This window comes from Geomonas sp. RF6 (assembly GCF_021044625.1).
Taxonomy (GTDB): Bacteria; Desulfobacterota; Desulfuromonadia; order Geobacterales; family Geobacteraceae; genus RF6.
The window spans coordinates 1,092,325-1,118,250 of sequence record NZ_CP087999.1 but is presented as its reverse complement, the minus strand read 5'-3'; the positions used below and the strand labels follow the sequence as shown (position 1 = coordinate 1,118,250).

Genomic DNA, 25,926 nt, shown 5'->3' with positions numbered 1-25,926 from the left:
CGTCGAGGGAGGGGGGACGTCGTGCGGAAGCTCGTCGCATTTTCCAGATGATCTTATCGCGACCTCCTCCAGGAAGCAGATCCCCGAGGAAATCTCGACGAACCCACCCCTCTTTTGATATAACCCGGTCACCCGCGCAACATCACATCCATCCGGAGCCTCCCTTGCCAAAGCGATCTTTCCTTATCGTCAATCCTGTTTCCGGCACTTCTTCTCCCGAGAAGGTGAAGGCCCTCATGGAGCGACTCGTTACCGCGGGGGTGAATCCCGAGCTCCTCGCTACCACCTGCGCCGAAGACGCCGGACGCTTCGCCAGCCGCATCTGCGCCGAGGAAGCGGACCCCCTCATCCTGGTGGCGGGGGGGGATGGCACTGTGAACGGCGTGGTGAACGGACTTCTTCCCGGCCGGGCCACGCTCGCCGTCATACCTCTTGGCACCTCCAATGTTCTTGCGCGCGAGCTAAAAATAGCTTCGGTCGAAGACGCAGTTGCCAGGGTGACGCGCGGGGTGCGGAAGGCGGTCTCGGTTGGAGAAATGAGCTGGGACGGGGGGGCGCTCCGCTTCATCCTCATGGCCGGCATCGGTGTCGACGGCGCTGTCGTCGAGGGGGTGCGACTCCCGGAGAAGAAAGCTTTCGGCAAGGGTGCCTACGTCCTGTCGGCGCTGCGGACGCTGCGCACCTGGGACAGGGAGGAGATCGCGGTGCGCGGTGCGGGAAGGAGCCTCTCCTGCCACAGCGTCATCGTCTGCAACGCCGGGAGGTATGCCGGGGACTTCGTGCTGGCACCGGAGGCAGACCTCTTTTCTCCCGGCTTCCAGGTGCTCTGTGTCAAGGGGGGACGCTTGGACTACTTCCGCCTGGCGCTGAGACTCTTCAGCGGTACGGCGTCCCGCAGCAGGTCCCTCACATCCTTCCACGCGGACGAGGTGGAGGTGGGGGGAGAGAAGTGCATCCAGCTGGACGGTGACTATTGCAGGCGGGCACCGGTGAAGATCCGGTCACTACCAGACTTCATGCAGCTGGTCGTTTGACGGCAGAGAAAGGGGTAAATTCTGTCACAGAGAGTTCCCTTTTACTGTCAGCGACAGTGCAATGAGAGACCCTGCCTTTTCTGTCTTGACAAAAGATGAATAGTATTCGATTAATGTGGCCATCTTGCGAGGCTGACACAGAAATGTGGGCCGGTGCCGGTGACGTGAAATAACTTCTTGAGGAGTAGCCGTGGCCAAACCGAAGATATTGCTGGTGGACGACACAAAGCTCGTCCTGGAGCTGGAAAAAGGCTATCTCAAGTTCTCCAACGTTGACGTCATCACCGCAGCAAACGGCCAGGAGGCGCTCGACCTGGTCCGCACGGAGGTCCCCGACCTCATCTTCATGGACATGCACATGCCGGTGCTGAACGGCATCGGCTGTTGCAGGAAGATCAAGGCAGATCCCTTTTTCTGCGAAATCCCGGTAGTAATGCTCACCACCGCCGGGAGGGAGGAGGACCGGGAGCTTGCCGCTCAGGCCGGCTGTGACGACTACCTCACCAAACCGATCGATCGATGTGCGTTCCTGGAGATGGCCCGTCGCTTCACGGCAGGGGTCGACAGGAGGGTGCCGCGAGTGCCGTGCCGGATACCGGTACTCGTCGTGCAGGAGGGGCTGCCTGTTGCGGCGGAGAGTGCCGATCTCGCCGAGGGTGGAGCCTTTATCACATGGTCCGGGAGTGTGGAGAAGGACACGGAAGTAAAGGTCGCATTCTTCCTGCCGGTGGAGGGGGACTCCCTGGTGGAGGCCACAGCGAGGGTGGCCTGGGTGAATAGCGGGGAGGAGCGGGTAAAGCCGGCACTCCCCCCCGGCTTCGGCGTGGAGTTCTCTCTTCTTGAGGAGAAGTCCCTGGCGGCGCTCAAGCGCTTCGTTCAGGGGAGCATGGAGTAGATTTAAGCCTCAGCCTCAGCGTCACCATCCTGAACCACCCCCACACGAGGACGGTTGCCGCGACCCGTCCCGCCACATTATCTGTCAGCCGCTCCAGGTAGCGGTCGTAGCGCTGCAGGAATTTCCCCTCTGTCGCACCCTCTTTTTCCTTTCCCCCCACCATTACGTCCATAAAGAACGGCACCTGCCACGCGTTGCGGCGCACGTAGCTCCCGCTTTCGTACCAGAAGGTCATCCGCTCACGCAGCGGTAGACGCGCGATGGTGCGCCTGAGCGGGATGAGGAATCCCTCCAGCGCCAGTCTCCCGGCGGAGTCGTGGCTTTTGTAGGTGCTCCTTACGTCCGTGAGAAGCCCGAGCCGCTGCAGCGCCGCGAGGTTCATGAGGACTGCGTTGAGCGTCTGCCTGGGGAGGAGCCCCTCCCGCTGGAAGCGCCGGGGAGAGGTGGTGATCGGAGAGGGAAAGAGGAGCCATGCGCCGCGCTGGCGGATCTTCTCCGCCAGGAAGGTGTCCTCCATGAGGGGGAGGGACTCGTCGAAGGGGCCGATCTCCTGGAAGAAGCGCCGGCTCATCAGGAACCCCTGGTCGCCGTGGGTGCACCCCGGGCGGTGCAGGCGGGCCTTTCTCTGGTAGTAGCGGTAGGGAAGGGGGGGATCCCCGGAGAAGTCGAAGCGGAGGGGGAAGTGCCCGGCGACGCGGTCGTCACCGCGTGCCGCAGCGGCTGCCGCGATGGAGTCGAGCGCCTTTCTGAAGGCGAGGGGATCGTCAAACGAGCTGTCGACGTGGAGAAAAAGAAGAAGGGTGGCGCAAGCATGCGCCACCCCCCTGTTTTGCTGCGCTGCCCGCCCCCTGGTGCCGGTGATGATGCGGCAGGGAAAGGGGGCACGGCGCTCCAGCTCCCGTCCTCTGGCGACGGTGCCGTCACTCGACCCGCCATCGGAAAGGACAAGCTCCAGCCGTACCGAGCGCTGTGCCGAAAGGCACTGGAAAAGCGCCTGCAGATTCTCTTCTTCATTCAGTACCGGTACGATGACCGAGAGTTCGGTCGCTTCCTCATATGACAAGTTCATCCGCCTTTTCCACCAGGTTGGGGAGGTCCGGCTTCGTGAGGATCTCGCTGGCTCCCAGGGTCTTCCACTTTGTCTTGTTATCGTCGCTGGCAAGGGACGAGAAGATCACCACCGGCAACTCCGCGAGCCCGCTCTCGCGCCGCACCAGCGAGGTGAGGCGCAGGCCGTCCATGCGCGGCATCTCCACGTCCGTTATCACCAGGTTGAGCTCGGCGCTCAGGGGAACCCCCGCCGACTGGGCCCTTGCCAGCTTCGACTGGATCAGATCCCACGCCTCTTCGCCGTTTTGCGCCTCCTCTATGCGGTATCCCGCCTCCCGCAGCGAAGAGGTTATGGTGTTCCGGATAAAGTGGGAGTCGTCGGCGACGATTATCGTCTTTTCGCTGCGGTTCAGCACCGGATGCGGGCTGAGCTGCCGCTCATCGGGCGCCGAGAGCGCGTCGGAGCAGGAGAGCTCCGCCACGATCTTCTCGAAGTCGAGGATGAGGATAATGCGATCCTCCATCTTCACCACGCCGGTTATGTTTGCATCGTGGATCGCCTTTACCGGCGGCTCCACGTTTTCCCACGAGATGCGGTAGATCCGCGAAACGGAGTGAACCAGGATGCCGACAACGATCCTGTTGAACTCGAGGACGATGACGCGGTCGGCGTTCAGTTCCCCCGTATCCTTGTTGAGCGTGCGGGAGAGGTCGATGAGCGTGATGACCTGGTCGCGCAGCTTTATCATCCCGGAGATGGCGGGGTGGGCGTTCACCACCTTGCGCAGCTTCGGGAGGCGAATGATCTCGCGCACCTTCGCCACGTTGACGCCGAAGTAGCACGGGACAACTTGCCCGTTTTTATCGCACTCGTCAATCCTGAACTCGACGATCTCGAGCTCGTTGGTATCACATTCCAGAAGAATCTTGTTGCTCGCTTCCATTTTTCCCCCATCTCTTCGACGTTGACGGTTCCGCCCTCTGCCTCTCTACATCGGCACCCCCCGCGAAAGCATGAGGGCAATTTTCCCGATCATCTCTTCTCATCCTGCATGAGCTCGATTGTACCCCTGTTGCTATGAGTCAACGCTCACTGTGCCGGCGAGAGACGCAGCTCATGAAATGGCGCAGCGGTGCCGAATAGAAAGAAGAGCGGTAGCATCCACGCCCTTGCATTTCAAAGGGCATGGAGTTTACTGTGATAGGTAAAGAAATCATAGGGTTTCAGGAAAGGGCGCGCATGAGAGACGATTATGCCGAGTATGCGTCGTACCTCCACACGGGGTTGCGGGTGGAGATCGGCATTCCTCTGGCGGGGGGCGGGGTCTTCAGGGACTGGGCGATCATCAACGATTACCACGAGGACGAGGTGGTAGCCCAGATTTCCCGCGACGTCCTCCCCGCGAACGTGCGTGTGGAGGTGGGGAGCATCCTCGATCTCAGCGTGTGGGTGGAGAAGGACGCCTATACCTGCAGTTGCATCGTCACCGAGAAGGAGAGCGCCCGGACTTTCAGGATCAGGCTCTTTGGCACCTTCAACCTGCAGGAGCGCCGGCAGTTTTTCCGTCTCCAGATGGACCTGCGGGCGCGCTTTGCCGCGGTGGAGGAGCAGGACCGCGACCTTGTGAAGACAGACTGGGAGCGGCGCAAGGAGCTGGAGCACATGAAGCTCCAGGGGTACGACCGCTTCGTCATCGCCGCCCATCAGGCACAGTTTCCGCCAGCACTGGAGCTGGATTGGCGGGAGATTCCGTCCCCCAGCAGCAACGTCGGAGGGGGTGGCATCAGGCTCCGGCTCCCCCGGCGGGTGCGCCCCGAGGAGTTGCTGAACCTGGAGATTCATCTGCCGGTTCATCCTCCGCGGCTCATCTATGCGGTCGCCGAAGTCATGCACATCATGGAACCGAGAGTGGTGAAGGGGAAGACGGAGTATCCAGCCGGTCTCAAATTCCTCCATCTCGACGAACGGGACAGGGATCTCATATTCCAGCAGATCTCCGTGCGACAGATCGAGCACCTGCGGAAGCTGGCCGATGCGCGCAGCATGCAGGAGCCGGTGACCTCCGCCGAGCCGGAGCGGAGGGGTCAGCGGATGCTGCGCAGCACGCTGCTCGCGCTGGTCGTGCTCATTCTCTCCTTTTGCCTCGTGAGGTTCTTGATCCGCTACAACGAGACCGGCCCCCAGAATCCGATCGGAACGACGTACGAGAAGTCGATCAAGCAGTATCGGGGAGTGCGTGATTCATCGGCGGTGCGGTAACGAATTGCTCTGAAACTTTTTACACACTGAAGAAGCCGGAGGTTAGCGGCTTCTTTTGTTGTTTGCGCTCGTGGAGAAAGTGGTCTATGATTGCCATCCTGATAAATCGGCTTGCAAAGAGGGGGGCTCCATGCGGTTAAGAGTCGTGTTCGCCATGCTCTGTGTCGTCTGCTTCAGCAATCTAGCTCATGCGGCAGATGAAAGATGGTACAACTTCGCCGAGGACAGCGACCTCAGGTACTACATCGACCAGAAATCGGTAGTTAACCGCAGCGGAGACATCCATATCTTCTGGGTGAAGTCCGTCGCAAAAAGCAAAGAATACTATCGCCAGGAGTACAACCTGAACCATCTCGCGTACATTCTCACAAACTACGAGATGGATTGCTCCGATGCCACCTTCAGGGTACGGCAGACGCTGATGATGGACAGGAATCGCAGGGAGCTGAATAAAAGCGTCCCCTCCGGCGCCGAGACCGACTTTGAGCCGATCCCCCCCGAATCTGCGCTCGAGTTGGCGCAGGAGATAGTGTGCACCGGGACCGGGAACGATGAAAGTGACGAGAAGGAGGCGCCGACCCCGGGAGTGAGCCCTGCCAAGCCCGCATCTCCTGCCGGCGGCTCTGATGCCGACGAGTCCGAGGAGTCCGCTGGCGGTGACGAGGGGGTCTCGATCCAGTAATTGTGGCGGAATTAGAGATGGCGGAAGAGCCTGTGGATGGATCAAGCTTCTCGAAGGAGTGCAGGGAAGCCTTGAATAGATAATGGAGTAGCAACGATGAGCAGCAACATGATCAGCGCCGAAGGTAAGAAAAGGCTTCAGGCGCGCTACGACGAGCTGTGGGAGATCGAGCGCCCGCGCATGGTAAAAAACATGGCAGACGCTGCCGCAGAAGGTGATCGCAGCGAAAATGCCGAGTACATATATTCAAAAAAGAGGCTGCGGGAGATCGACCGCGAGCTGAAGCATCTGGGCGACCGGCTGAAGGTCGTAAAGGTCGTCTACCCGCCCCTCAACCCCACCACCGTAACCTTTGGCTGCTGGGTCACCTACGAGGACGAAGAAGGTGAAGAGCGCTGCTATCAACTCGTCGGGCCGGACGAGTTCGACGTGAACCAGGGGAAAATCAGCGTAGACTCCCCGGTGGGAAAGGCGCTTCTCGGAAAGAAGGTAGACGACGAAGTGGTGATCCGGCGCCCCGCAGGGGATCTCTTCGTCACCATTCTCGATATCAGTTCGACCCGGCCTCGGAAGTAGGGTATACCTCCTCAAGCAGAGAGTTCCCCCACCCATCATGCGGCAGCCGCCCTGCGTCCCGCACCCGCGCCTTTCCTCCGGTCTCCTGTAGCTGTACCCTTTATGTGTGGTACGAGTTTGGGGCTACGACCGCTACGGGGTTATTTCCGCGGGAAGTGAAGTCGGCGCAAAGGGGAACGACATGCAAACGTGCGAACAGGAGCCGTCGAAAGAGGTGCTCGAGGCTGTTGAGCTTTTCAACCGGGGGGAGTGGTTTGAGGCGCATCACGTCCTCGACAGGCTGTATATGCAGGAAGAAAAGGGGGAAGTCCGCTACTTCCACCAGGCGGTCATCCAGGTGGGGGCAGCCCTGATTCATTGGCAAAAAGGGAATTTTGACGGCGCAATGGCTGTGCTCGAGCGTGGCCTGCAGCATCTGAGCGAATTGCGGGGATCGTGTCAGGGGATTGATGTCGCAGACTTCATTCTCGGTGCGAAACGGCTGCGGGAAGCGCTGCAGGCTCTTGGGCCCGCCCGCATGTCAGAGCTCGACCCTGCCCGGATTCCGAAGCTGAAGCTGGTGGGAAGGGAGCGGCCGTCGTAAAGCTGCAAGAACAAGAAGTGGAAGAACATCAAAACGCAGAAAGGAATTTATGAGTACCTTACCGAAGTGCCCGAAATGCAGCTCCGAATACACCTATGAAGATGGAGACCTCTACATCTGCCCCGAATGCGCCCACGAATGGGGCAAGGAAGCGGCCGCGGCCGCCGACGAGAAGCTTGTGGTGCGTGACGCCTTCGGCAACCTCTTGAGCGACGGCGATACTGTCACCGTCATCAAGGACCTGAAGCTGAAGGGTTCGTCACTGGTCGTGAAGGTGGGGACGAAAGTGAGGAACATCCGGCTCGTCGAGGGGGACCACGACATCGACTGCAAGATCGACGGGATCGGCGCCATGCAGCTTAAATCGGAGTTCGTAAAGAAGGCGTAGGTGTGAAGAGGCCGATACTGTCGGCCTCTTCCTAATCCAGTTCCGCCATCTCCTCATCCACATAGCAGTACCACCACCGCTCTCCCGGCTGGAACGATCGTATGACCGGGTGACCGGTGGCGTGGAAGTGTCCGGTGGCATGCTTGTTCTTCGAGCTGTCGCAGCACCCCACGTGCCCGCAGGTATCGCAAAGCCGCAGGTGCACCCACGTATCCCCCGTCTTCAGGCATTCCTCGCATCCGTCCGTTTTGGGCGATGCTTCCTTCAGTTCATCAAGGTGCGAACAGAGTCTCGCCATTTCCGTCCTCCGTGCCGCCGGGAGAAGCCCCATCTCCCGGAAGAACTTCCTGATCCTGTAAGCGACGTAGCGCAGAAAGAACCACAACTGTCGTCGCGTCTGCTTCATTTGATGTCTCGCCTGCCCGGCTGACCATACAGACTGCTTTCCATGTCGGATCCTTTTTCCATGGTAGCATCTTCCAGTACACCGGCGACAGCCCCGCGACGCATCTTCCAAATTGAATCAACGGTAACGGATATGTTACTATATGCCTGTGACATACGAGTCGAGGAATACCTTCGCCCAGACGGCACAAGTCCATACGGGGAGTGGTTCCTGACGGTTGATTCGGTGGCCGCGGCCGAAAATTAGAGTGGCGATCCTCAGGATGGAGCAGGGGAACCTCTCCAGCCTGAAGTGGTTTCGCGGCATCGGAGAGTGCAGGATTAACTGGGGGCCAGGGTACCGTATCTACTTGGGCCGGGACGGCGAGAGATTGATAATCCTCCTAGGAGGAGGTACGAAGAAAGGGCAGCAAAAGGATATCGAGCGGGCAGTAGCGCTTTGGGGAGAGTACAAGGCTCGCAAGAAGATGGGTGACCGGCAGGAGACCGCAGGAGACTAGAAATGGCTCTGACAAGGGAGTTCAAAGAGACAGTAAGGCAGCGGATTACTGATGATCCGGAATTTGCCAAAGCCCTCCTTCAAGAAGCTATAGACCTTATAGTAGACGGTGACAGTACGACAGCAAAGCTGGTTCTACGGGACCTGATCAACGGAACGGTTGGTTTCGAGCGTCTGGCGGAAGAGCTTCAAAAACCGAGCAAGAGTCTGCACAGGATGCTGTCCGCTACCGGCAATCCCACCATGGACAATCTTTCGGCCATTCTCTCGGTAGTAAAGAAAAACCTGCATGGCGGGATCGAGACGACGGGAACGTCAATTTAGGTGGTGTATGGCGTAGCAGGCGGACAGGTCGGACAGGTCGGACAGGTCGGACAGGTCGGACAGGTGCCCGCCCTCAGCACCACTCTTTTCATTAATCATCCCCTTCACCCTCGATAATCTCTGCTATACTTCATGGCGCTTGGCGACATCCCCCCGCTTCGAGGCCGTGCCATGATCAAGATTCTGCTCGACAACCCTCTTTTACTCCTCTTCCTTGTAGCCGGCATCGGGTTCCCCCTCGGACGGATCAAGATCTTCGGCAGCAGCTTTGGGGTCGCCGCCGTCCTCTTCGTCGGGCTCGCCTTCGGCTCGCTTCACCCGCAGATGAAACTCCCCGACATCGTGTACATGCTCGGCCTCAGCATCTTCATCTACTCCATCGGGCTGAGCGGGGGGCGCATCTTCGTTGCTTCGTTCAAAAAGCAGGGGCTCAAGTACAACCTGATGGTCCTCCTCATCCTCACCATCTGCGCCGCCCTCACCGCGCTCGCCGGGAAGATCTTCAACCTCAAGGGGACCATCACCGCCGGGCTCTACTCCGGCAGCCTCACCAGCACGCCGTCCCTTGCGGCGATCCTCGACACGCTGAAACACAACTACTCCGGCCCCTGGCTGGAACAACTCCTGGCGGAGCCGGTCGTCGGCTATTCCATTACCTATCCGATGGGGGTCATCGGCACCGTCCTCGCCATCACCGTGGCGCAACGGATCTGGCGCATCGACTTTCACGCCGAGGCGAGGGGGCTCTCCGGGCTCGGTGCGGCGACGGAGCCGCTGAAAAACTGCACCATCCGCGTCCTGAAGCCGGAGGTGTCAGCAAAGACGCTTTACGAGGCGCGCCACGAAGAGGAGTGGGACGTCATTTTCGGTCGCCTGAAACGCGGGGACCACTACGCGCTGGCGGCGCCGGAGGCGAGGCTGCAGCTTGGTGACCTGATAACGGTGGTGGGATCCGCGGCGGAGATAGAGCGGGTGGCGGATTACCTCGGGGAGCGCAGCGACGAGGAGATCGACCTGGACCGCAGCGAGTTCGACTATCGCAGGATCTTCGTTTCCAACCACGACATCGCGGGGCGCCGGCTGCGCGACCTCAAGCTGCGCCAGAGATTCGGCGCCGTCGTCACGAGGGTCAGGCGCGGCGACGACGAATTCCTCCCCAATGCGGACCTCGTGCTCGAGCTCGGGGACCGGGTGCGCGTCCTCACCCACCACGACAACATAAAGGAAGTGACGAAACTCTTCGGCGATTCTTACCGCGCCGTCAGCGAAGTCGACGTCCTCACCTTCGGACTCGGACTGGCGCTCGGGCTCCTCCTGGGGATCGTGCCGATACCGCTTCCGGGCGAGATTACCTTCAAGTTCGGCTTCGCCGGAGGCCCCCTTGTCGCGGGACTTGTGCTCGGGACGCTGGGGCACACAGGGAAGATGTTCTGGAACCTTCCGTACAGCGCCAACATGACGCTGCGCCAGATCGGCATGGTCCTCTTCCTCGCCGGGGTCGGCACCCGTGCCGGGTACAGCTTCCTCTCCACTTTCACCAAAGGGGGGGGCTTCCTGATCTTCGGCATCGGGATCGCCATCACCTGCACCGCGTCCCTCCTCGCCCTCTGGATAGGTTACCGTCTCCTGAAGATCCCGATGAGCCTCCTCATGGGGATCATCGCGGGAATGCAGACACAGACCGCCGTCCTCGGCTATGCACTGGAGCAGACCCGTAACGATCTCCCCAACATCGGTTTCGCTTCCGTCTATCCGGCGGCGACGATCCTCAAGATCATCTGCGTCCAGATCCTCCTGGTTATGCTCCAGTAACCTCCAAAGCCCCCCGCGCCCGCGTCTCCCGCGCATCATCTGCCGGTCCCCACCCGGGATCGGCATCTTCACTTTCCCCCCTTTCCCCCTCCTGTTTTCCCTATGTCATTCACCCATTCAATGCTGTCTTACCAATTGTCCAGCTGATTATTTTTCGCTAATTCTGTCTCTGCAGATCCCCTATTACACTGGAGGCGAGCGGCGTATACCGCAACTTTTGAGAAACACTGTTTTTTGTCCCTCAAGAAAAAGAAACGCCGTGCCGATTACTGTACCCACCGCAGGAAGGTACGGGTTATGAGTATGCCCGCGTCGGCAAATCCCGATTCACTCAGTGTGAATTTCTTAAAAGCAGTTTAAGCAGTGGCAGAGTCTTTTCCTTGAAGGGGGTAACATGAGAGTCAGTCGCAGTTTGTGGGGGATGTTTGCAGTTATGCTCGGTGTCGTTTTTGTTATGGCTGCCAACGCCATGGCGTACGACATATCGGGCACGGTGACCAACGGCACCGGAAAAAGCGGCAGGATCTACCTGCGCGTGAAGTATCCGGACGGAGGTGCAACCGGACTCGGCGTCAGTATCGCCGCCCCCGGCCCCTACACGATCCGCGGGGTGCCGAGCGGCACCTACAACGTGGAGGCCTTCATGGACACCCAGCTGCCCGAGGGGGGGATTCGCCACGTCTCCGACCCCGGCGGCTACTCCGCGCAGGTCAGCGTCTCCGGCGCCAACGCCAGCGGGGCCGATATCACCCTGAAGGACGCGTCACCGCCACCCCTCGTTGCGCCCCTGTCGGCACAGGCTGTCGCCGGCGACGGGCTCGCGTTCGTCATGTGGGAGGGGGCGCGCAGCAACGACTCCGAGATCGGGCGCTTCTACACGGTCTACTGGAGCGACACGCCGAACCCGGGACCCTCCAACTTCAAGGGGAAGAGCCCCGATCTCCCGAGCTCCCGCAACACCGGATACCTGGTAAGAGGGCTCAGTAACGGGACGAGCTACTACTTCGGGATTTCATCGCGGCTGACCAGCGGCGGGACCGAGAGCCCGGTCGCCTTCGCCAACGGCGGGGGGGCGGTTATCACCGGTACCAACCCCAACGGCTACCAGATCTCCGGCACCGTGGACAGCACCGGTATCGCCAAGAGCAGCACGACCCCTCTGTGGGTGGCAGCCGCTCCCCGCGACCGCGGCCCCGTCGCCTTCAGCTACATCGCCACACCTGCAAATCTCCAAAGCTACTCCATCGCCGGCGTTCCTCCCGGCACCTATAACCTCTACGCCATACTCGACATGAACGGCAACGGCGTCATCGATGCAGGCGACTACATGACCTCGGACCGCAAGGCGAAGGTCGTCACCGTCACCGGCACCGACCTCACCGGCGCCGACTTCTCGCTGGCACCTGAAGAGACCGAAGTCGCGGTCTCGACGGGGCACTGGAGCGACGCGAAGGGTGAGGTGTACTCCCTGCAGTTCACCGCGCGCGGGACCCGGAAGCTCCCGGTGAACGTGGCGGTGAACGGGCCGCAGCTTGGCGGCGCAGTAGACATGGCGCCGGACTACGACGGCGGCGGCACTTTCAGGAGCTGGGTCGGCGTGCCGAACCGCCCGCAGGTGGCGCCTACGCCGGACAGCTACAGCTTCATGGTCGCCTACGCCGACTCCAGCACTTCGTCCCTTTCGGCGAACGTTACCGGCGTGCTCGACGGCTACGCGACCCCCGCCTCGCCGGTCGGAACGGTGCAGACGGCGACTCCTGCCTTCACCTGGAGCGCGCCAGGCACCCCGCCGTCCTCCCCCTACTCCTACCGCCTTGAGCTCCATGGCAACGCGATGCACTGGAGCAGCGATCCGATCCCCTCCACCCAGCTGTCGCTCAAGTACAATGCCGACGGAACGGCGCCCGCGCTGATGCCGGGGGGGCAGTACAACTGGAGAGTCAACCTCGCCGACTCCTACGAAAACAGCGCCAGCGGCACCGAGGCGACCTTTACCGTCGGGAGCGCGACCGGCACCGCTAGCGGGACGTACACCTTCAATCCCGCGAACAATGTCCTGACGCTCAACTGGAAGTCCTCCGATTTCCCGTGCGAGGGGCCGAGACTTGGCACCGAGAGCGACAACGTCACCACCCTGAGCGCCACCACCCTCACCTGGGTGGATCCGATGGACAGCTCCAACACCATGACCTGGAACAGGAGTGCAGGGACGACAGGTGACATCGTCGGCACCTGGAGCGCCACCGATCCCGGGAGCAACAACTCCTACGTCCTGACCTTCAACAGCGACGGCACCGTGTCCGCCTCCGGGACGATCAGCCAGTGCGGCGGCACCTCTACCGGCGAGCCTTCCATGGCGATTTTCGGGTTCACTCCGTACAGCGGCAGCGCGGGGACCGTAGTCACCATCAACGGAAAAGGCTTTGGCACGCAGTCCCCGGGCAACAGCGTCACCTTCAGCGGGCAGCCTGCTGCGGCAATCCAGAGCTGGAGCGATACCGTTATCGTGGCCACCGTTCCGGCGACCGCCATCACCAGCGGCCCTGTCTCCGTCTACACCCCCAACGGGAGCGCCACCAGCAGCAACTTCTTCAACATCTTCGGTCCGGCCGGCGCGCAGGTGACCGGCTTCAATCCGCAGAGCGGCCCCGTCGGCACCTCCGTCACCATCTACGGCTCCGGCTTCGACTCCGATCCCGCGAAAAACTTCGTCACCTTCAACGGCACACCGGCCACGGTGACGAGCGCCTCCCCGACCCAGCTGGTGACGGCTGTACCTGCCGGCGCCACCAACGGCCCGATCTCAGTCTCCGCCAATGGCAGCACCATGTCGACCCCCGGGCAGTTCATGGTTGTCACCGGCCCGATCTCTATCAGCGGCGTCGTCAAGAGCTCCGACGGGAACGGCATCTCCGGGGTAGCGGTGGAGGTGCTGGAGAATCCGATCCTCTCCGCAGTGAGCGGCCCTGACGGCAGCTTCACCATCGGGAACATTGCGCCTGCCCAGCCGTTCACACTGAAGGCGAGCGCCGCCGGCAGCAGAAACACCTACATCGGCCCCTTCAACAACACGATCAACATCATCGGGAAGACGATTGTACTGTACAGCACCCTCGATGCGAACAGCTGGGGGCTTCTCCCCGGCAACGGCGCCATCGCGGGCCGCGTCGTGGACGCCGCCAACACCAGCAGCAATCTCGCCGGTGCCGTCGTTACCGCCTCCAGTGCACTCCACCCCGATCAACCGTATCCGGTGAGCTACTATGACGGATACGGGTGGGGCGGGATCTCCACCTTCGACAACGGGAAGTTCGTGATCCTGAACGTGGAGCCGGGGGACACTGTCACCCTCAACGCATCGAAGTCGCAGTACAAGTTCCTGACCAGAACCGTGCAGGCGTACGCCGACGGCGTCACCGAGACCACCTTCCTCGGGACCGGCACCGCCACTTCGGGCGGCTACCTCTCCGCCTCCCCCATGTCCGTCGGCTTTGAAGACCTCAACGGCACCGGCATCTACCAGCCGCAGACCATCACCTTCACCAACAACGGCACCACCAACGTGACGGCGCAGTCGTGGCTTCTTACCGGGGACGCCGGGAGCTTCTCGGTACAGCCGGGTGGCGCCATTCCCTGCCCGCAGTTCCCCCACACCTTCGCGCCAAGGGAGAGCTGCACCTTCGTGGCGAACTTCACTCCGGCAGGCCCCGGACCGAAATCGGCGTCGCTGCAGGTAAGCTCCGACCTTTCCGGCGCAGCCATCCTCTCTGTTTCGCTCAACGGCTACGCGCAGCCTCAGCAGGGGAGCATCTCCGGCGCCGTAACCGATCCCAGCGGGGCCGGATTGCGCAACGTGAACGTGCAGGCGATCGATGCCTCCTCGGGCATGGCCTTCTACGGCTCCACCGACGAAAAGGGTAACTACTTCATACCGGGGATCCCCAGCGGGACGTACAAGGTGCAGTTCAGCTACTACGCCGGGATGTCCTCCACCACTCTCTGGTACAAAAACGCCACCACGGAGGAAGGTGCAACCGCCGTCGCGGTTAACGCTCCGAACACCTCGACCGGGATCAGCGCCGTCATCGACACCGCCGCCCTCGGAGTGTACAGGGTAAGCGGCCGCGTCGTAGACGCGAAGGGACAGGGGATCTGCGGGGTAAGCGTTTCCGCCAACGGCTTCGCAGGCTCCGGTTATGAGAGGACCGCCTCTGACGGCAGCTACAGCATGTACCTTGCCGCCGGGGAATACACCGTCTCTATCAGCTATTACGGGGCATCTCCGAGCTGCGGCACGGTCCAGGGCTACCCGCAGTACTTCGGCCCCGGCGCCGCGCTCACGGTTGCAGCCACCACCGTCCGCGACTTCTCGTTCCCGCAGGTCTACACCGTCTCTGGAAAGGTAATCGACGCCGCCGGCGCCCCAGTTGCCGGTGCATCGCTAAACTTCTCGACCGCCCCATCCGGCAACACCGTCCCGGGCACCACGCCGACCGGCCCCAGTCTCTTTGCCAACGCCACCGCCGGTGCGGACGGGGTCTACAGCGTCAGCCTGTACGGCGGCACCTATGCCGTCAATATCTACAACGGCTCCACCAGCGTCATGGCGGCAAACGCCTTCGTGGTGGACGGCAACAAGATCCGCGACTTCAGCTTCGTCCAGATGCCGGTGTACGATCCAGTCATCACCGGGTTCTCCCCCGCCAGCGGCAAGGGGGGCGACCAGGTCACCATCAGCGGCAGCGGCTTTGGCGGGCCGAACTATTCAAACTCCGTCAACTTCGGCGGGATGTATGCCCCCATCATGACCTGGAGCGACACCCAGATCGTGGTGAGCGTCCCCTACGGCGCCCAGAGCGGGCCCATTGACGTCTATGTTCAGGGGAGCCGCGCGACGAGCCCGGAGCCGTTCACCGTGCTGGTGGACGCTCCGAAGGTCGTGCGCACGGTCCCTGTGGCGGGATCGAACTCCATGCCGCTCAACGGCGGGATCTTCGTCTCCTTCGACAAGGAGATGGACAGGGGGTCCATCAACCCGCAAAGCTTCACCATCAGACAGACAACCGGCGAGCCGGTCGCCGGAACGGTGCAGGCGCACGATGGCACCTTCGTCTTCATCCCCGCGTCCCCCCTTCGTTTCGGCTCGCACTACAGCGCGACCCTCAGTACCGAGGTCCGGAGTATTGACGGCGCGCAACTGGCCGCCCCCTACTCCTGGGACTTCACGACTGCGGAGGCTCTCGGCAGCAGCTTTTCCCTGCGGGGTGGGGTCTACAATCTGGAGTCGATGCACGACAACGGCACCGACAGCTACTTCTATGACGTGGTCCGCCTCTCCACCGACGGCAGCCACCTCACCGACAGCTGGTACAGCTGGACGAACGGCGTGTGGAACAGCGCCAACCCGCTGAACGGTGACAGATCGTACTCCCTGACCGACAACGGCTGGCAGCTCGTTTCCGACTCCCCGGAAAACGGCACCGTTACCGAGAACGGCGACGGCTCCTTCACCTGGAGCAACACGGCAGACGGGAGCGCTCAGCGGATGGAGCCGGTGGAGTACAACCTCGCCGGTCACCCCCTTTCCGCCTATGCGGATCCGGCAGACCTCCCCGCGCCCCCGTTCGGTACCTATCCTGACGGGTCATTCGCGTACGTCTTCAGGACCACCGCGCTCAACGACAGCTACCACATCGGGACCTGGCAGAAGGAACCGGGTACCGCGGACCAGAACTACGTGCGCTACTACGATTCCACCGGCGAGCACGCGGTGGCGACCCTTCCGGAACTCCAGGAACGTTTCGCTCCGGGACAGAACAACTGGCTCCACCTGGACGGCAACCTCGGGATGCAGCTTGACGTCTACGGCAAGGTGCAGCTCTTCCAGTTCGTGCAGAACCAGCAGGCGCCGACTCACCTCTCCAGCACCGGCACCTGGGAGTATCAGACGGTGAAGGGAGAAGAGCTTCTCCTTGTACACCTCCCGGAGGGGGTGCAGACCGACCGTTCCGAGCTCTTCTTTGCGGCAGTGAACGGCGTCGTGAAGCAGGGTGAGGTGACCCGTGCCGGCGCGCAGAAGATGGACGTAAATCCCAACTACAACCAGACCGCCTTCAGCTGGATGGTAGGCCCCTTGGCGGTCCCTGCCAAAGAGGCGCAGGGGATCACCGCAATGGCCTTCACCGCGGAGGCGCTGAAGGTCGGCGCCACCACGACCGTCAGCGCTACCGGGGGCGCCTCCGGTAACCCGGTGGTATTCACCTCCCTCACCCCGAACGTCTGCTCCGTGAACGGCAGCACCGTCACCGCGCTCTCCGTGGGGACCTGCACCGTCGCCGCCGACCAGGACGGGAACGAGAGCTACAACCCTGCTCCGCAGGTAACCATGCAGGTGGCGGTCGCCCCTGCGGTCCCGGGCGCACCGGTGAAGGTGACCGCAAGCGCCGGCAACGGGCAGGCAACCGTCAGCTTCGGCGCGCCGACCTTCAACGGCGGGAGCCCCATCACCGGATACACGGTAACCTCCACCCCGGGGGGCTTCAGCGCCACCGGGCCCCAGAGCCCCATCACCGTGGCGGGACTGGCAAACGGCACCTCCTACACCTTCACCGTTACCGCCTCCAACGCCGCCGGCACCGGTCTCCCCTCGGCACCCTCCGCGGGGGTGATTCCGGTCGCAGTGCCGGGCGCCCCGACCGCGGTGAGCGCGACGGGAGAAAATGGCAGCGCAACTGTATCCTTCACCGCCCCGGCAACCGACGGCGGGAGCGCCATAACCGGCTACACCGTCACCTCCACCCCCGGCGGGATCATCGCCAGCGGGACCGGGAGCCCCATAGCTGTGCAGGGGCTCTCCAACGGCACCTCGTACACCTTTACCGTCACCGCGACAAACGCCAAGGGGAGCGGCGCGCCTTCGGCACCGTCGGCAAGCGTCCTCGTGGCCACCGTTCCGGGCGTCCCCACTGCCGTCAGCGCCAGCGTCGGCAGCACCCACGCCACGGTCAGCTTCGCCGCGCCGCAGGCAAACGGCGGGAGCGCCATCACCGGGTACACCGTCACCTCCACACCGGGTAACATCACCGCAACGGGGATCGCAAGCCCGATCGTGGTGAACGGCCTTGCCACCGGGACCACCTACACCTTCACGGTGTCGGCGGCAAACATCAAGGGGAGCGGCGCCGCTTCCGCCCCCTCCAACAGCGTCACTCCTGATATCGTTCCGGGAGCGCCGGCGGCGGTCAGCGCCAGTGCCGGGAACGGTGAGGCGACCGTTTCCTTTACCCCCCCTGCCGACAACGGCGGGAGCGCCATCACCGGCTACACCGTGACCTCCAACCCCGGCAATCTCACAGCCACCGGGAGCGCGAGCCCGATCACGATGGGAGGGCTCGTTAACGGTACGGCGTACACCTTCACCGTCACCGCGAAAAACAGCAAGGGAGCGGGCGCTTCTTCCGTCCCCTCGGCAAGCGTCACCCCCGACGTCGTCCCGGGCGCCCCGACCGGCGTCTCCGCGACGCACGGAAACGCGAGCGCGATGGTGCGCTTCACGGCGCCGCAGCCAAACGGCGGCACCGCGGTGAAGTACTACACCGTCACCTCCAACCCCGGTAACCTGAGCGCCTCCGCAGCGGCGGGGCCGATAACGGTCACCGGCCTCACCAACGGCACCGCCTACACCTTCACGGTCGTTGCCTACAACGGGAAGGGTGCGGGGGCGGCGTCCATCGCCTCCGAGGCCGTCACCCCGGCTGCAGATCTCCCGGGTGCACCTTTGATCGGTAAAGCGGTCGCCGGCAACGGCACCGCGACGGTAACCTTCAGCGCCCCGGCCTCCAACGGCGGCAGCGCCATCACCGGCTACACCGTCACCTCCATCCCCGCCGGTGGCGTGGACAGCAATGCGGGCTCCCTCGACACGGTCCACACCGTCACCGGGCTGGCAAACGGCACGACCTACACCTTCACCGTCACCGCCGCGAACAGCACCGGCAGCGGCGCGGCATCGGTCCCCACGGAACCGGTGACCCCGATGACGAAACCGGGGGCGCCGACCGGCGTCTCTGCCAGCGCCGAGCACGCCCAGGCGAAGGTCAGCTTCACCGCTCCGGTTTCAGACGGCGGCAGCCCCATTACCTGGTACACCGTTACCGCCAACCCCGGCAGCATCCGCGCCGTGGGGACCTCCAGTCCGGTAACGGTAAACGGCCTCACCGACGGGATCGGCTATACCTTCTCCGTCACCGCTACCAATGCGGTGGGGACCGGACCGAGCTCCGACTTCTCCAACACGGTCGTCCCGGCCGACCGGGTCCCCCCCGTTGTGCGCGGCTTCGCACTGCCGGGATCGGCGAGTGCCTATGACGGCGCCACGAGCGTGAACCTCCCGGTTGCCTCCTTCTCCGCTACCGATGCGGTGGGAGTCGCCGGATACCTCATCACCGAAACCTCCAGCACGCCGGCAGCTGCTGCCGCCGGATGGAGCAGCTCCGCGCCGACCTCCTACGCGATCGGTACCGCGGCCGGCGCCCACACGCTATACGCCTGGGCCAAGGACGCGGCGGGGAACGTATCCACGCCGTACACCGCCACCGTGGTGGTGACACCTAAGGACACCATCGCCCCGGTCATCCTCTCCGGACCGACGGTGACCTCCATCAGCAACACCACCGCGGTCATCGAGTGGCAGACGAACGAGCCTGCCATCGGCGGGGTGAAGTACGGGCAGTCACCGTCCCCGGCGAATGCCGCTCCAGAGAGCGAGTACAAAACGAGCCACACCCTCACCCTCAGCGGGCTCGCCAGCGACACCGTCTACTACGTCTCCGTCTTCGGGACGGACCAGTCCGGCAACGGCGCGACAATAAGCCGCGAGATTTCCCTGCGCACGAAGCCCGCTCCGGACACCGTAGCGCCATACATCACCGAAGGGCCTTCCGTCACCAGCATCGGTCCCGACGGCGCCACCGTCCAGTGGCGCACCAACGAGCCGGCGCAGGGGCAGGTACTGTACGGCACCGTCAACACCTTGGGGCTCTCCGCCAGCGAGGCGGGGTTCAGCACCGCGCACAGCGTCAGGCTGACGGGGCTCGCCCCTGAGACCCTGTACTACCTGAAGGTGAACGGCACCGACCTGGCAGGGAACGGCCCGAGGGAGAGCGGCATGACCTCCTTCAAGACCGTCGCCCTTCCCGACACCACCGCGCCGGTAATCGTGGAGCGGCCGATGGCGGTGAACATCTCCGACAGCAGCGCTACCATCCTGTGGAAGACGGACGAGCCGGCGACCGCCGTAGTGATGAGCTTTGACGGTGCGAGCTACGGCTTCTTCTCCGACAACACCCTCTCCAACGGCCACTCCGTGACCGTTACCGGGCTCACGGCATCGAAACTGTACCGTTACCAGGTCATCTCCACCGACGCCTCGGGGAATTCGAAGATGACCGAAAACTTCAGCACCTTTACCACCACCGCGGCTCCGGACCGGACCGCACCGGTGATCATCGAGGGGCCGCTGGTGGTGGATGTCTCCTTCCAGTCCGCCGCCATCCGCTGGAGCACCGACGAACCGTCCGACAGCGTCATCGAGTACGGCACCTCCGAGGACTTCGGCAGTGTCGACAGCAGCAGCGCGCTGACGCGGGTGCACAACCTCACCCTCACCGGGCTGGAAGCAGGCACCACCTATTACTTCCGGGTACGCTCCACCGACCCCTTCGGGAATGGGCCGACCTCCAGCCGGATCTTCACCGTAACCACCGATCTCGACTCCAGATACAAGGTGCCGGTGATCACCGTTTCCCCGAGCGTGGTGTACAAGACCGACACCTCCATGACGATCTACTGGGAGACCGACGACCCGAGCGACTCCGTGGTGGAGTACGGCGAGGGGAATACCCTGACGCATCGCGTGTCGAACGGGGAGAAGGTACTGAAGCATCAGATCACCATCACCAACCTTAAGAAGGACACCTCCTACAAGGTGGTGGTCTCCTCCACCAATATGAGCGGCAACACTGTGTACGCCAAGGGTGGGAGCGAGAAGCGCTTCCTCGCCATGAACATGGTGTTCAGCGGGTCCGGTGCCGGCGGCGTGCTGCCGCTGGGGGACGTCACCACCGGCTCCGATCCCGATGCGACCGCGCCGCAGATAAGCGCGGTGGCAGTCAGCGGCGTCACCGACACCCAGGCGGTGGTGACGTGGACAACGGACGAGATCTCCGACTCCGAGGTGACGTACGGCAAGACCGGGAGCGCCACCATGACGGCGGGGGATACGGCGCAGGTGACGAAGCACGTGGTGGTGCTCACCAACCTCCTCCCCAATACGGCCTACACCTTCACCGTTGCCTCCGGGGACCCGAGCGGCAACAGCAGTAGCAGCAGCACTCCGGTGGAGTTCACCACAGCCCTCGAAGCGGACACCACGGCGCCGGTTTTCGTGGTCTCCACCTCCACCGACCCTGCCGTGGGGATCTCCTTCCAGGACGGCACAGGTAGAACGACGCTCGACTGGGTCACCGACGAGCCCGCGACGACACAGATCAGGTACGGCCTCTCCGCCGACGCCATGAACTCCCAGGCGGCCATGCCGGGGCTCTCGCAGTCCCACACCCTGACCCTGTCGCTGCAGCCGGGCACCACCTACTACGCAGCGGCGGTGGCGATCGACGGCTCCGGAAACGTCGCCCAGAGCCAGGCCATCACCTTTACCACCGAGGGGGCCGTCGACGCGACGGAGCCGACCACCACCGCCACCCCGGGGGAGGGGGTCTATCTTGGGCCGAAGACGGTGACCCTTGCCGCCGACAAGCCTGCCAACATCTACTACACGACCGACGGCAGCACCCCGACGACATCGTCGGCGCAGTACAACGGCCCGATCGTGGTGGCGGCGTCCAGGACGCTGAAGTACTTCGCCATCGACGGCTCCGGCAACCGCGAGATCCCGAAGACGGCGCAGCTGGTGATCCAGTACGGCATCAGCGCGAGTTCCCTCGACGGGAACGGGACGATCTCCTGCCCGTCCGCGGTGAACTACGGGGAGAGCGCCGTCTGCACCGTAGCCCCGGCCACCGGCTACCGCGCCGCCACGGTCACCGGGTGCGGCGGGAGCCTGACCGGCTCCGGCTACACTACGGGAGCGATCACCGCAGATTGCTCGGTGAGTGCTGCCTTCGCCCCGATAACCTACACCGTCACCCCGTCCGTCAGCGGCCACGGCACCATTTCTCCGGCCACAGCGCAGACGGTAAACTACGGCGCCACCACGAGCTTCACGGTGGCTCCGGGGGCCGGATACCGCATCGCGTCGGTGGAGGGTTGCGGCGGGACCCTTTCCGGCACCACCTACACCATCGCAGCCGCCTCGGGGAGCTGCACCGTCAACGCCACCTTTGCCGCGGCTGAACCGACCGGCGACCTGAACCTCGACGGGAAGGTCGACATTGCCGACGCAGTCCGCGCCATGCGGATGTCGATAGGACTCACCGTACCGACCGCCGACGACCTCGCCCTCGACGTCGGGCCGCTGGTGAACGGGAAGCCCGCCCCGGACGGGAAGATCGACCTCGGCGACGCCCTGATCATCCTGAAGAAGGCGGTGGGAATGATTTCCTGGTAGGAGGGAGTATTAGGAGGGATTCGAAGGAGGGATTTGCAATGCTGACGGCGGCCATTTTGGCCGCCGTTTTTTTTACCCGTCTGGGAGCCTTGAGATCGCGTCATTCAAAGCTGAGCCGCCGGCAGCACGTCCCTCCCCTTTCAAGGGGGAGGCAAGGAGGGGGATGGGGTTCGTCGCGCGCCACCGCATTCTACCCCATCCCCACCCTGTCCCTCCCCTTGAAAGGGAGGGGACTCGTTAGTTCCTGCTCTCCTAAAGGGACTGACACCCTCGGAATTTGGGCTTGGCCCGGAGACCACAGTTGCATTCCGCCGCAAATGCCTTACTCTTTCCCACAACTTTTACTTCAATGGAGGCGACCATGCCAAATGTGACATTCAAAGGGAATCCGGTAACGCTGGTGGGGCCGGAACTGAAGGTAGGGGATGCCGCCCCTGATTTCTCCCTGGTGGACAATGCCCTGAGTCCTGTGAACCTTGCTACCTACGCCGGGAAGGTGAAGATCATCAGCGTCGTTCCGTCGCTGGACACGCCGGTGTGCGACACCGAGACGCGGCGCTTCAACCAGGAGGCCGCGGGGCTTCCGCAGGAAGCGGTTCTCCTAACCGTCAGCGTCGATCTTCCCTTTGCCCAGAAGAGGTGGTGCGGTGCCGCCGGCATCGACCGCGTCATCACCCTTTCCGACTACCGCGACCGCTCCTTCGGCCAGGCGTACGGGGTGGTCATCGACGAGCTGAAGCTCCTTTCCCGCTCCATCTTCGTCATCGACCGGGACAACACCATCCGTTATATCCAGCACGTGCCGGAGATAACACAGGAGCCGGACTACGCGGCGGTGCTCGCTGCGGCGCGGCAGCTTCTGTAGAAGACGGAAGGTGTGAAAACGAGCGCCCGGTCGGCATGGAAGCCGCCCGGGCGTTTTTAATTGGTGGTGCTTGCCATTTCTGCTTGACCGGACCGAAATAGTGAGGCACTTTTACTGCATTTTGAGGGATTCCGCGGCGTTGGCCCGTGGGAGTGCAATAGGCCGGTGTGAGTAGAGGCAGGGACTGTCTACTTGAAGATGGTGTTCTCGAGAAGGATCTTCACCCCGATCGCGCAGAGAATCAGCCCTCCGCAGACCTCGACCCGCTTCCCCCACATTTCACCGAGGCGGCGCCCCAGCTTCATCCCTATGACGGTTAGTACGCCGGCAACGAGGCCGATGACGACGGCGGGACGCCAGATGGCGACCTTCAGCATGGCGAGGGAGAGGCCGACCGCCAGCGCGTCGATGCTCGTCGCCACCGCCAGCATGACCATGGTGAGCCCGCGGGTGGGGTCGGTTGGGGCCTTCTCCTCTTCCTCCTCCTCGGTAAGGGCGGCCCAGATCATCCTTCCACCGACCGTGGCGAGGAGGGCAAAGGCGATCCAGTGGTTGTAGGTGGAGATCCACTGCTGGATGCTGAGTCCGGCGAGCCAGCCGATGACCGGCATCAGCAGCTGGAAGAGGCCGAAGTGGAAGCCGAAGCGAAAGAGGTGTCTGCCGGTAAGGGGGTCGAGGACGGTGCCTGCCGCCAGAGCCACGGCAAAGGCGTCCATGGCCAGGGCGACCGCTATACCGAAGATCGAGATCCAATCCATTGAAACTGCTCCTTAATGTGAAGATCCGGCCACTATAACGGGTGGGATGGGGGGAAGTCCACCTTTTTGAAGTTCGGGCGAAGGTGGAGGGCCTTCGCGCTCCCGCTCCGCCCGAAGGGTCCCGAAGGGGCAATCACTGGTGCGCGCAGGTGCGCGGGCCACGTATGGAGAGAGTATGCCTATCACTGTGTTTGAGGCGATAAGCGGGAACATCCGCTCCTTTCTCGGTGGAGCGGAGATCGACCTTGTCCGGCTTGAAGGGGAAGAGCGTGACGGCGCGGGGCGCGACGGGATCAGGCAGGTCGTGCATGTCGAGGAGACGGGATACCTCTTCACGGCGCAGCGGCCGGAACTCCCCTTCACGCGAACCGAGGAGGTCTTCTGCCGCGAGCTCCTGACTGCGTTTGCGGCGATGTTCGCCGGTTTCCAGAAGGAAGACTACTCCGCCCACTTCAGGACCGCGCTTCTTGCCTCCATGATGGACATAACGGTGGCTCGCTTCCTGCGGGGGGACAACCGGAAGGGGTTCTGGCCGATCCAGCAGCTGATTCAGCTCCTGAAGAACCTTTCCTACCAGCGCTACGAAGGAACACCCGCCACAACCGGGTTTATCGTGCACCGCACGACGCAGCCCGAGCTGCAGGAGCTGATCGGGGAGCGCGGCCACAACCTGGTTGCGCTGAAGCCGCATCAGCCGATCTCCGACGACTTCTTCGACAACCCCCTCAACTTCCGCTTTGTGGACGGCAACACACTTTTCTTTGTGGCGAACATCCTCATGCAGGTCTCCGGGGTTCTCATGGCCGGCGACTTCGAGAAGCAAAACGACGTCGAGCGGCTGACCCACCGCGGCGTGTACTCGCTGGTGCGCAGTGCCGGCACCGGCGCCTTTGCCATCATCGTGAATGCGGTCTCCGAGATCGAAGTGCTCATCAATCCGGACAAGCTCATGGTGCGGCGCAAGGGGAGCTGGGCGATCTTCGACCCGGACATTATCCGCTCCTTCCTCGCCGGAGGGCTCGAGTCCGAGTACATAGACGACATCCTCTGGACCGTCTACGCGCTCTCGAAGCTGCGGCACGGGACCGTCGTCCTGATCTACGACGGGACGCCGGAGCAGCTCCACGAGCTCAAGAAGGGGTCGGTGGGGGGGAACGACCCGATCGGGATGCTCTTGATAAGCCAGGTAAAGGGGAAGTCCGTAGGGTCGTTGAAGAAGGCCGGGGTATTGCTGAGGATCCTGTCCTCCGATGGCATGGCGGTATTCAGCAGCGAGGGAAATCTGCTGGAGACCGGTTTCATCATCGACACCTCCCACGCGCGCGAAGTCGTCATCGGCGGGGGACGCACCACCGCCGCGAGCGCGGCGTCATTCTTCGGGAAGGTCATCAAGGTCTCGCAGGACGGCCCGATAGAGCTGTACAGGGACGGGAAGCTGATCTACCGCTTCGGGTAAAGGACGGCGCGTCCATGTAGGCCGGGATAAGCCGCAGGCGTTCCCGGCAATCCGGTGCCACGAGGGACGACGTTGCCGGAAACGCTGCGCTTATTCCGGCCTACATTCCCGGCCCCGATTCAGCGTTGGGTTGGCTGCACCCTCTGTTGACAAGCTCTTCGTAGCTGTAGCACTCTGGAGGAAAAGGGTGCGACGGCGGCGTGCCGTCGGGTAAAAGGAGAGCCTTCAGATGAGCGATATCGAAGTCAGCGAGGAGATCCGCAGGAATTTCCACCTTTTCTGGGACAATTTCCCCTTTCCGGTAATGCTCCTGTACAAGGACCGCACAATCGTCGACACCAATGCGGCGGGGCAGACGGTGGGGCTCCCCCAGGGGCGGCGCTGCGTCGACATGGGGGAAAAGAAGCATCATGCAGGGTGCCTGGCAAACCTCGCCATGAAGGAGCAGACCGGCAAGCGCGTCGTCGGCTACATCGAGCACATGGGTGTCGTGCTCGACTCCTACTGGGTACCCCTTGCAGGCGCGGAAGACTTCTACGTCCACTTCGGGATCGACATCACCGAGTACGCAGCCGAGCGCCTCATGCCGACGGCGGAAGGTGAGGGGAGCGAGTAACTCCGGGGTCAGGCTTTGCATTTGGGGATTTGCTGAAATCCCAATATGCAAAGCCTGACCCCACTCCGGTGCCTGGGGGTGAGCCGGCGCCGCCCAC

The 25,926-nt window shown here is 62.8% G+C and carries 18 protein-coding genes; 14 read left to right on the top strand and 4 right to left on the bottom strand.

Annotated elements, in window-relative coordinates; genetic code table 11:
• Positions 1–164 precede the first annotated feature (164 nt).
• Together LPW11_RS04700 and LPW11_RS04695 are read left to right on the top strand one after the other, a co-directional pair.
• Entirely contained in the window at positions 165–1,034 is an 870-nt protein-coding gene (locus LPW11_RS04700) for a diacylglycerol/lipid kinase family protein (RefSeq protein ID WP_230996980.1), read from the top strand.
• A gap of 190 nt (positions 1,035–1,224) precedes the next feature.
• The gene (locus tag LPW11_RS04695; RefSeq protein ID WP_230996979.1) at positions 1,225–1,929 is read left to right on the top strand and encodes a response regulator; all 705 of its coding nucleotides are present in this window, start codon (positions 1,225–1,227) and stop codon (positions 1,927–1,929) included.
• Here the strand turns inward: LPW11_RS04695 and LPW11_RS04690 are convergent.
• Together LPW11_RS04690 and LPW11_RS04685 are read right to left on the bottom strand one after the other, a co-directional pair.
• A complete protein-coding gene (locus LPW11_RS04690; RefSeq protein WP_230996978.1) occupies positions 1,898–2,998 on the bottom strand; it encodes a TIGR04283 family arsenosugar biosynthesis glycosyltransferase in 1,101 nt (366 codons plus the stop codon). The genes LPW11_RS04695 and LPW11_RS04690 overlap by 32 nt on opposite strands.
• Positions 2,982–3,923 carry a chemotaxis protein gene (locus tag LPW11_RS04685; protein ID WP_230996977.1) on the bottom strand — a complete coding sequence of 314 codons (942 nt, stop codon included), beginning with the start codon at positions 3,921–3,923 and terminating at the stop codon, positions 2,982–2,984. Before LPW11_RS04685 ends, LPW11_RS04690 begins: the two co-directional genes overlap by 17 nt.
• A 296-nt stretch (positions 3,924–4,219) precedes the next feature.
• On the opposite strand from LPW11_RS04685, the gene LPW11_RS04680 reads away from it, so the two are divergent.
• From LPW11_RS04680 to LPW11_RS04660, 5 genes are all read left to right on the top strand, one after another.
• On the top strand, positions 4,220–5,239 hold the full coding sequence (locus tag LPW11_RS04680; protein ID WP_230996976.1) for a PilZ-like domain-containing protein: 1,020 nt from the start codon (positions 4,220–4,222) through the stop codon (positions 5,237–5,239).
• A 130-nt stretch (positions 5,240–5,369) separates the two neighbouring features.
• Positions 5,370–5,921, top strand: a complete 552-nt coding sequence (locus tag LPW11_RS04675; RefSeq protein WP_230996975.1) for a surface-adhesin E family protein — start codon at positions 5,370–5,372, stop codon at positions 5,919–5,921.
• Positions 5,922–6,017: 96 nt separating this feature from the next.
• The gene (locus LPW11_RS04670) at positions 6,018–6,497 is read left to right on the top strand and encodes a GreA/GreB family elongation factor (RefSeq protein ID WP_230996974.1); all 480 of its coding nucleotides are present in this window, start codon (positions 6,018–6,020) and stop codon (positions 6,495–6,497) included.
• Between the two features lie 181 nt (positions 6,498–6,678).
• Complete coding sequence (locus LPW11_RS04665) at positions 6,679–7,080, top strand: DUF309 domain-containing protein (protein ID WP_230996973.1); 402 nt, start codon at positions 6,679–6,681, stop codon at positions 7,078–7,080.
• 49 nt (positions 7,081–7,129) lie between these two features.
• Positions 7,130–7,468, top strand: coding sequence for a zinc ribbon domain-containing protein YjdM (locus tag LPW11_RS04660; RefSeq protein WP_230996972.1), 339 nt, complete (start codon positions 7,130–7,132; stop codon positions 7,466–7,468).
• Between the two features lie 31 nt (positions 7,469–7,499).
• Here the strand turns inward: LPW11_RS04660 and LPW11_RS04655 are convergent, their stop codons facing one another.
• Complete coding sequence (locus LPW11_RS04655; RefSeq protein WP_230996971.1) at positions 7,500–7,874, bottom strand: ubiquitin carboxyl-terminal hydrolase 14; 375 nt, start codon at positions 7,872–7,874, stop codon at positions 7,500–7,502.
• Between the two features lie 247 nt (positions 7,875–8,121).
• On the opposite strand from LPW11_RS04655, the gene LPW11_RS04650 reads away from it, so the two are divergent.
• The 5 genes from LPW11_RS04650 to tpx all read left to right on the top strand — a co-directional run bounded on the left by LPW11_RS04650 (position 8,122) and on the right by tpx (position 22,999).
• Complete coding sequence (locus tag LPW11_RS04650; RefSeq protein WP_230996970.1) at positions 8,122–8,373, top strand: type II toxin-antitoxin system RelE/ParE family toxin; 252 nt, start codon at positions 8,122–8,124, stop codon at positions 8,371–8,373.
• 2 nt (positions 8,374–8,375) lie between these two features.
• On the top strand, positions 8,376–8,696 hold the full coding sequence (locus tag LPW11_RS04645; RefSeq protein ID WP_230996969.1) for a helix-turn-helix domain-containing transcriptional regulator: 321 nt from the start codon (positions 8,376–8,378) through the stop codon (positions 8,694–8,696).
• A 171-nt stretch (positions 8,697–8,867) separates the two neighbouring features.
• On the top strand, positions 8,868–10,508 hold the full coding sequence (locus LPW11_RS04640) for an aspartate:alanine exchanger family transporter (RefSeq protein WP_230996968.1): 1,641 nt from the start codon (positions 8,868–8,870) through the stop codon (positions 10,506–10,508).
• A gap of 394 nt (positions 10,509–10,902) precedes the next feature.
• Entirely contained in the window at positions 10,903–22,134 is an 11,232-nt protein-coding gene (locus tag LPW11_RS04635; RefSeq protein WP_230996967.1) for a fibronectin type III domain-containing protein, read from the top strand.
• 361 nt (positions 22,135–22,495) lie between these two features.
• A complete protein-coding gene (gene tpx, locus LPW11_RS04630) occupies positions 22,496–22,999 on the top strand; it encodes a thiol peroxidase (RefSeq protein ID WP_230996966.1) in 504 nt (167 codons plus the stop codon).
• Positions 23,000–23,187: 188 nt separating this feature from the next.
• Here the strand turns inward: tpx and LPW11_RS04625 are convergent, their stop codons facing one another.
• Positions 23,188–23,757 (bottom strand): manganese efflux pump MntP, encoded by a 570-nt coding sequence (locus LPW11_RS04625; RefSeq protein ID WP_230996965.1) that lies wholly within the window; start codon positions 23,755–23,757, stop codon positions 23,188–23,190.
• A 175-nt stretch (positions 23,758–23,932) separates the two neighbouring features.
• Here LPW11_RS04625 and LPW11_RS04620 point away from each other — a divergent pair, with 175 nt between their 5' ends.
• On the top strand, positions 23,933–25,213 hold the full coding sequence (locus tag LPW11_RS04620) for a hypothetical protein (RefSeq protein ID WP_230996964.1): 1,281 nt from the start codon (positions 23,933–23,935) through the stop codon (positions 25,211–25,213).
• Positions 25,214–25,442: 229 nt separating this feature from the next.
• Positions 25,443–25,829 (top strand): hypothetical protein, encoded by a 387-nt coding sequence (locus tag LPW11_RS04615; protein WP_230996963.1) that lies wholly within the window; start codon positions 25,443–25,445, stop codon positions 25,827–25,829.
• Positions 25,830–25,926 lie beyond the last annotated feature (97 nt).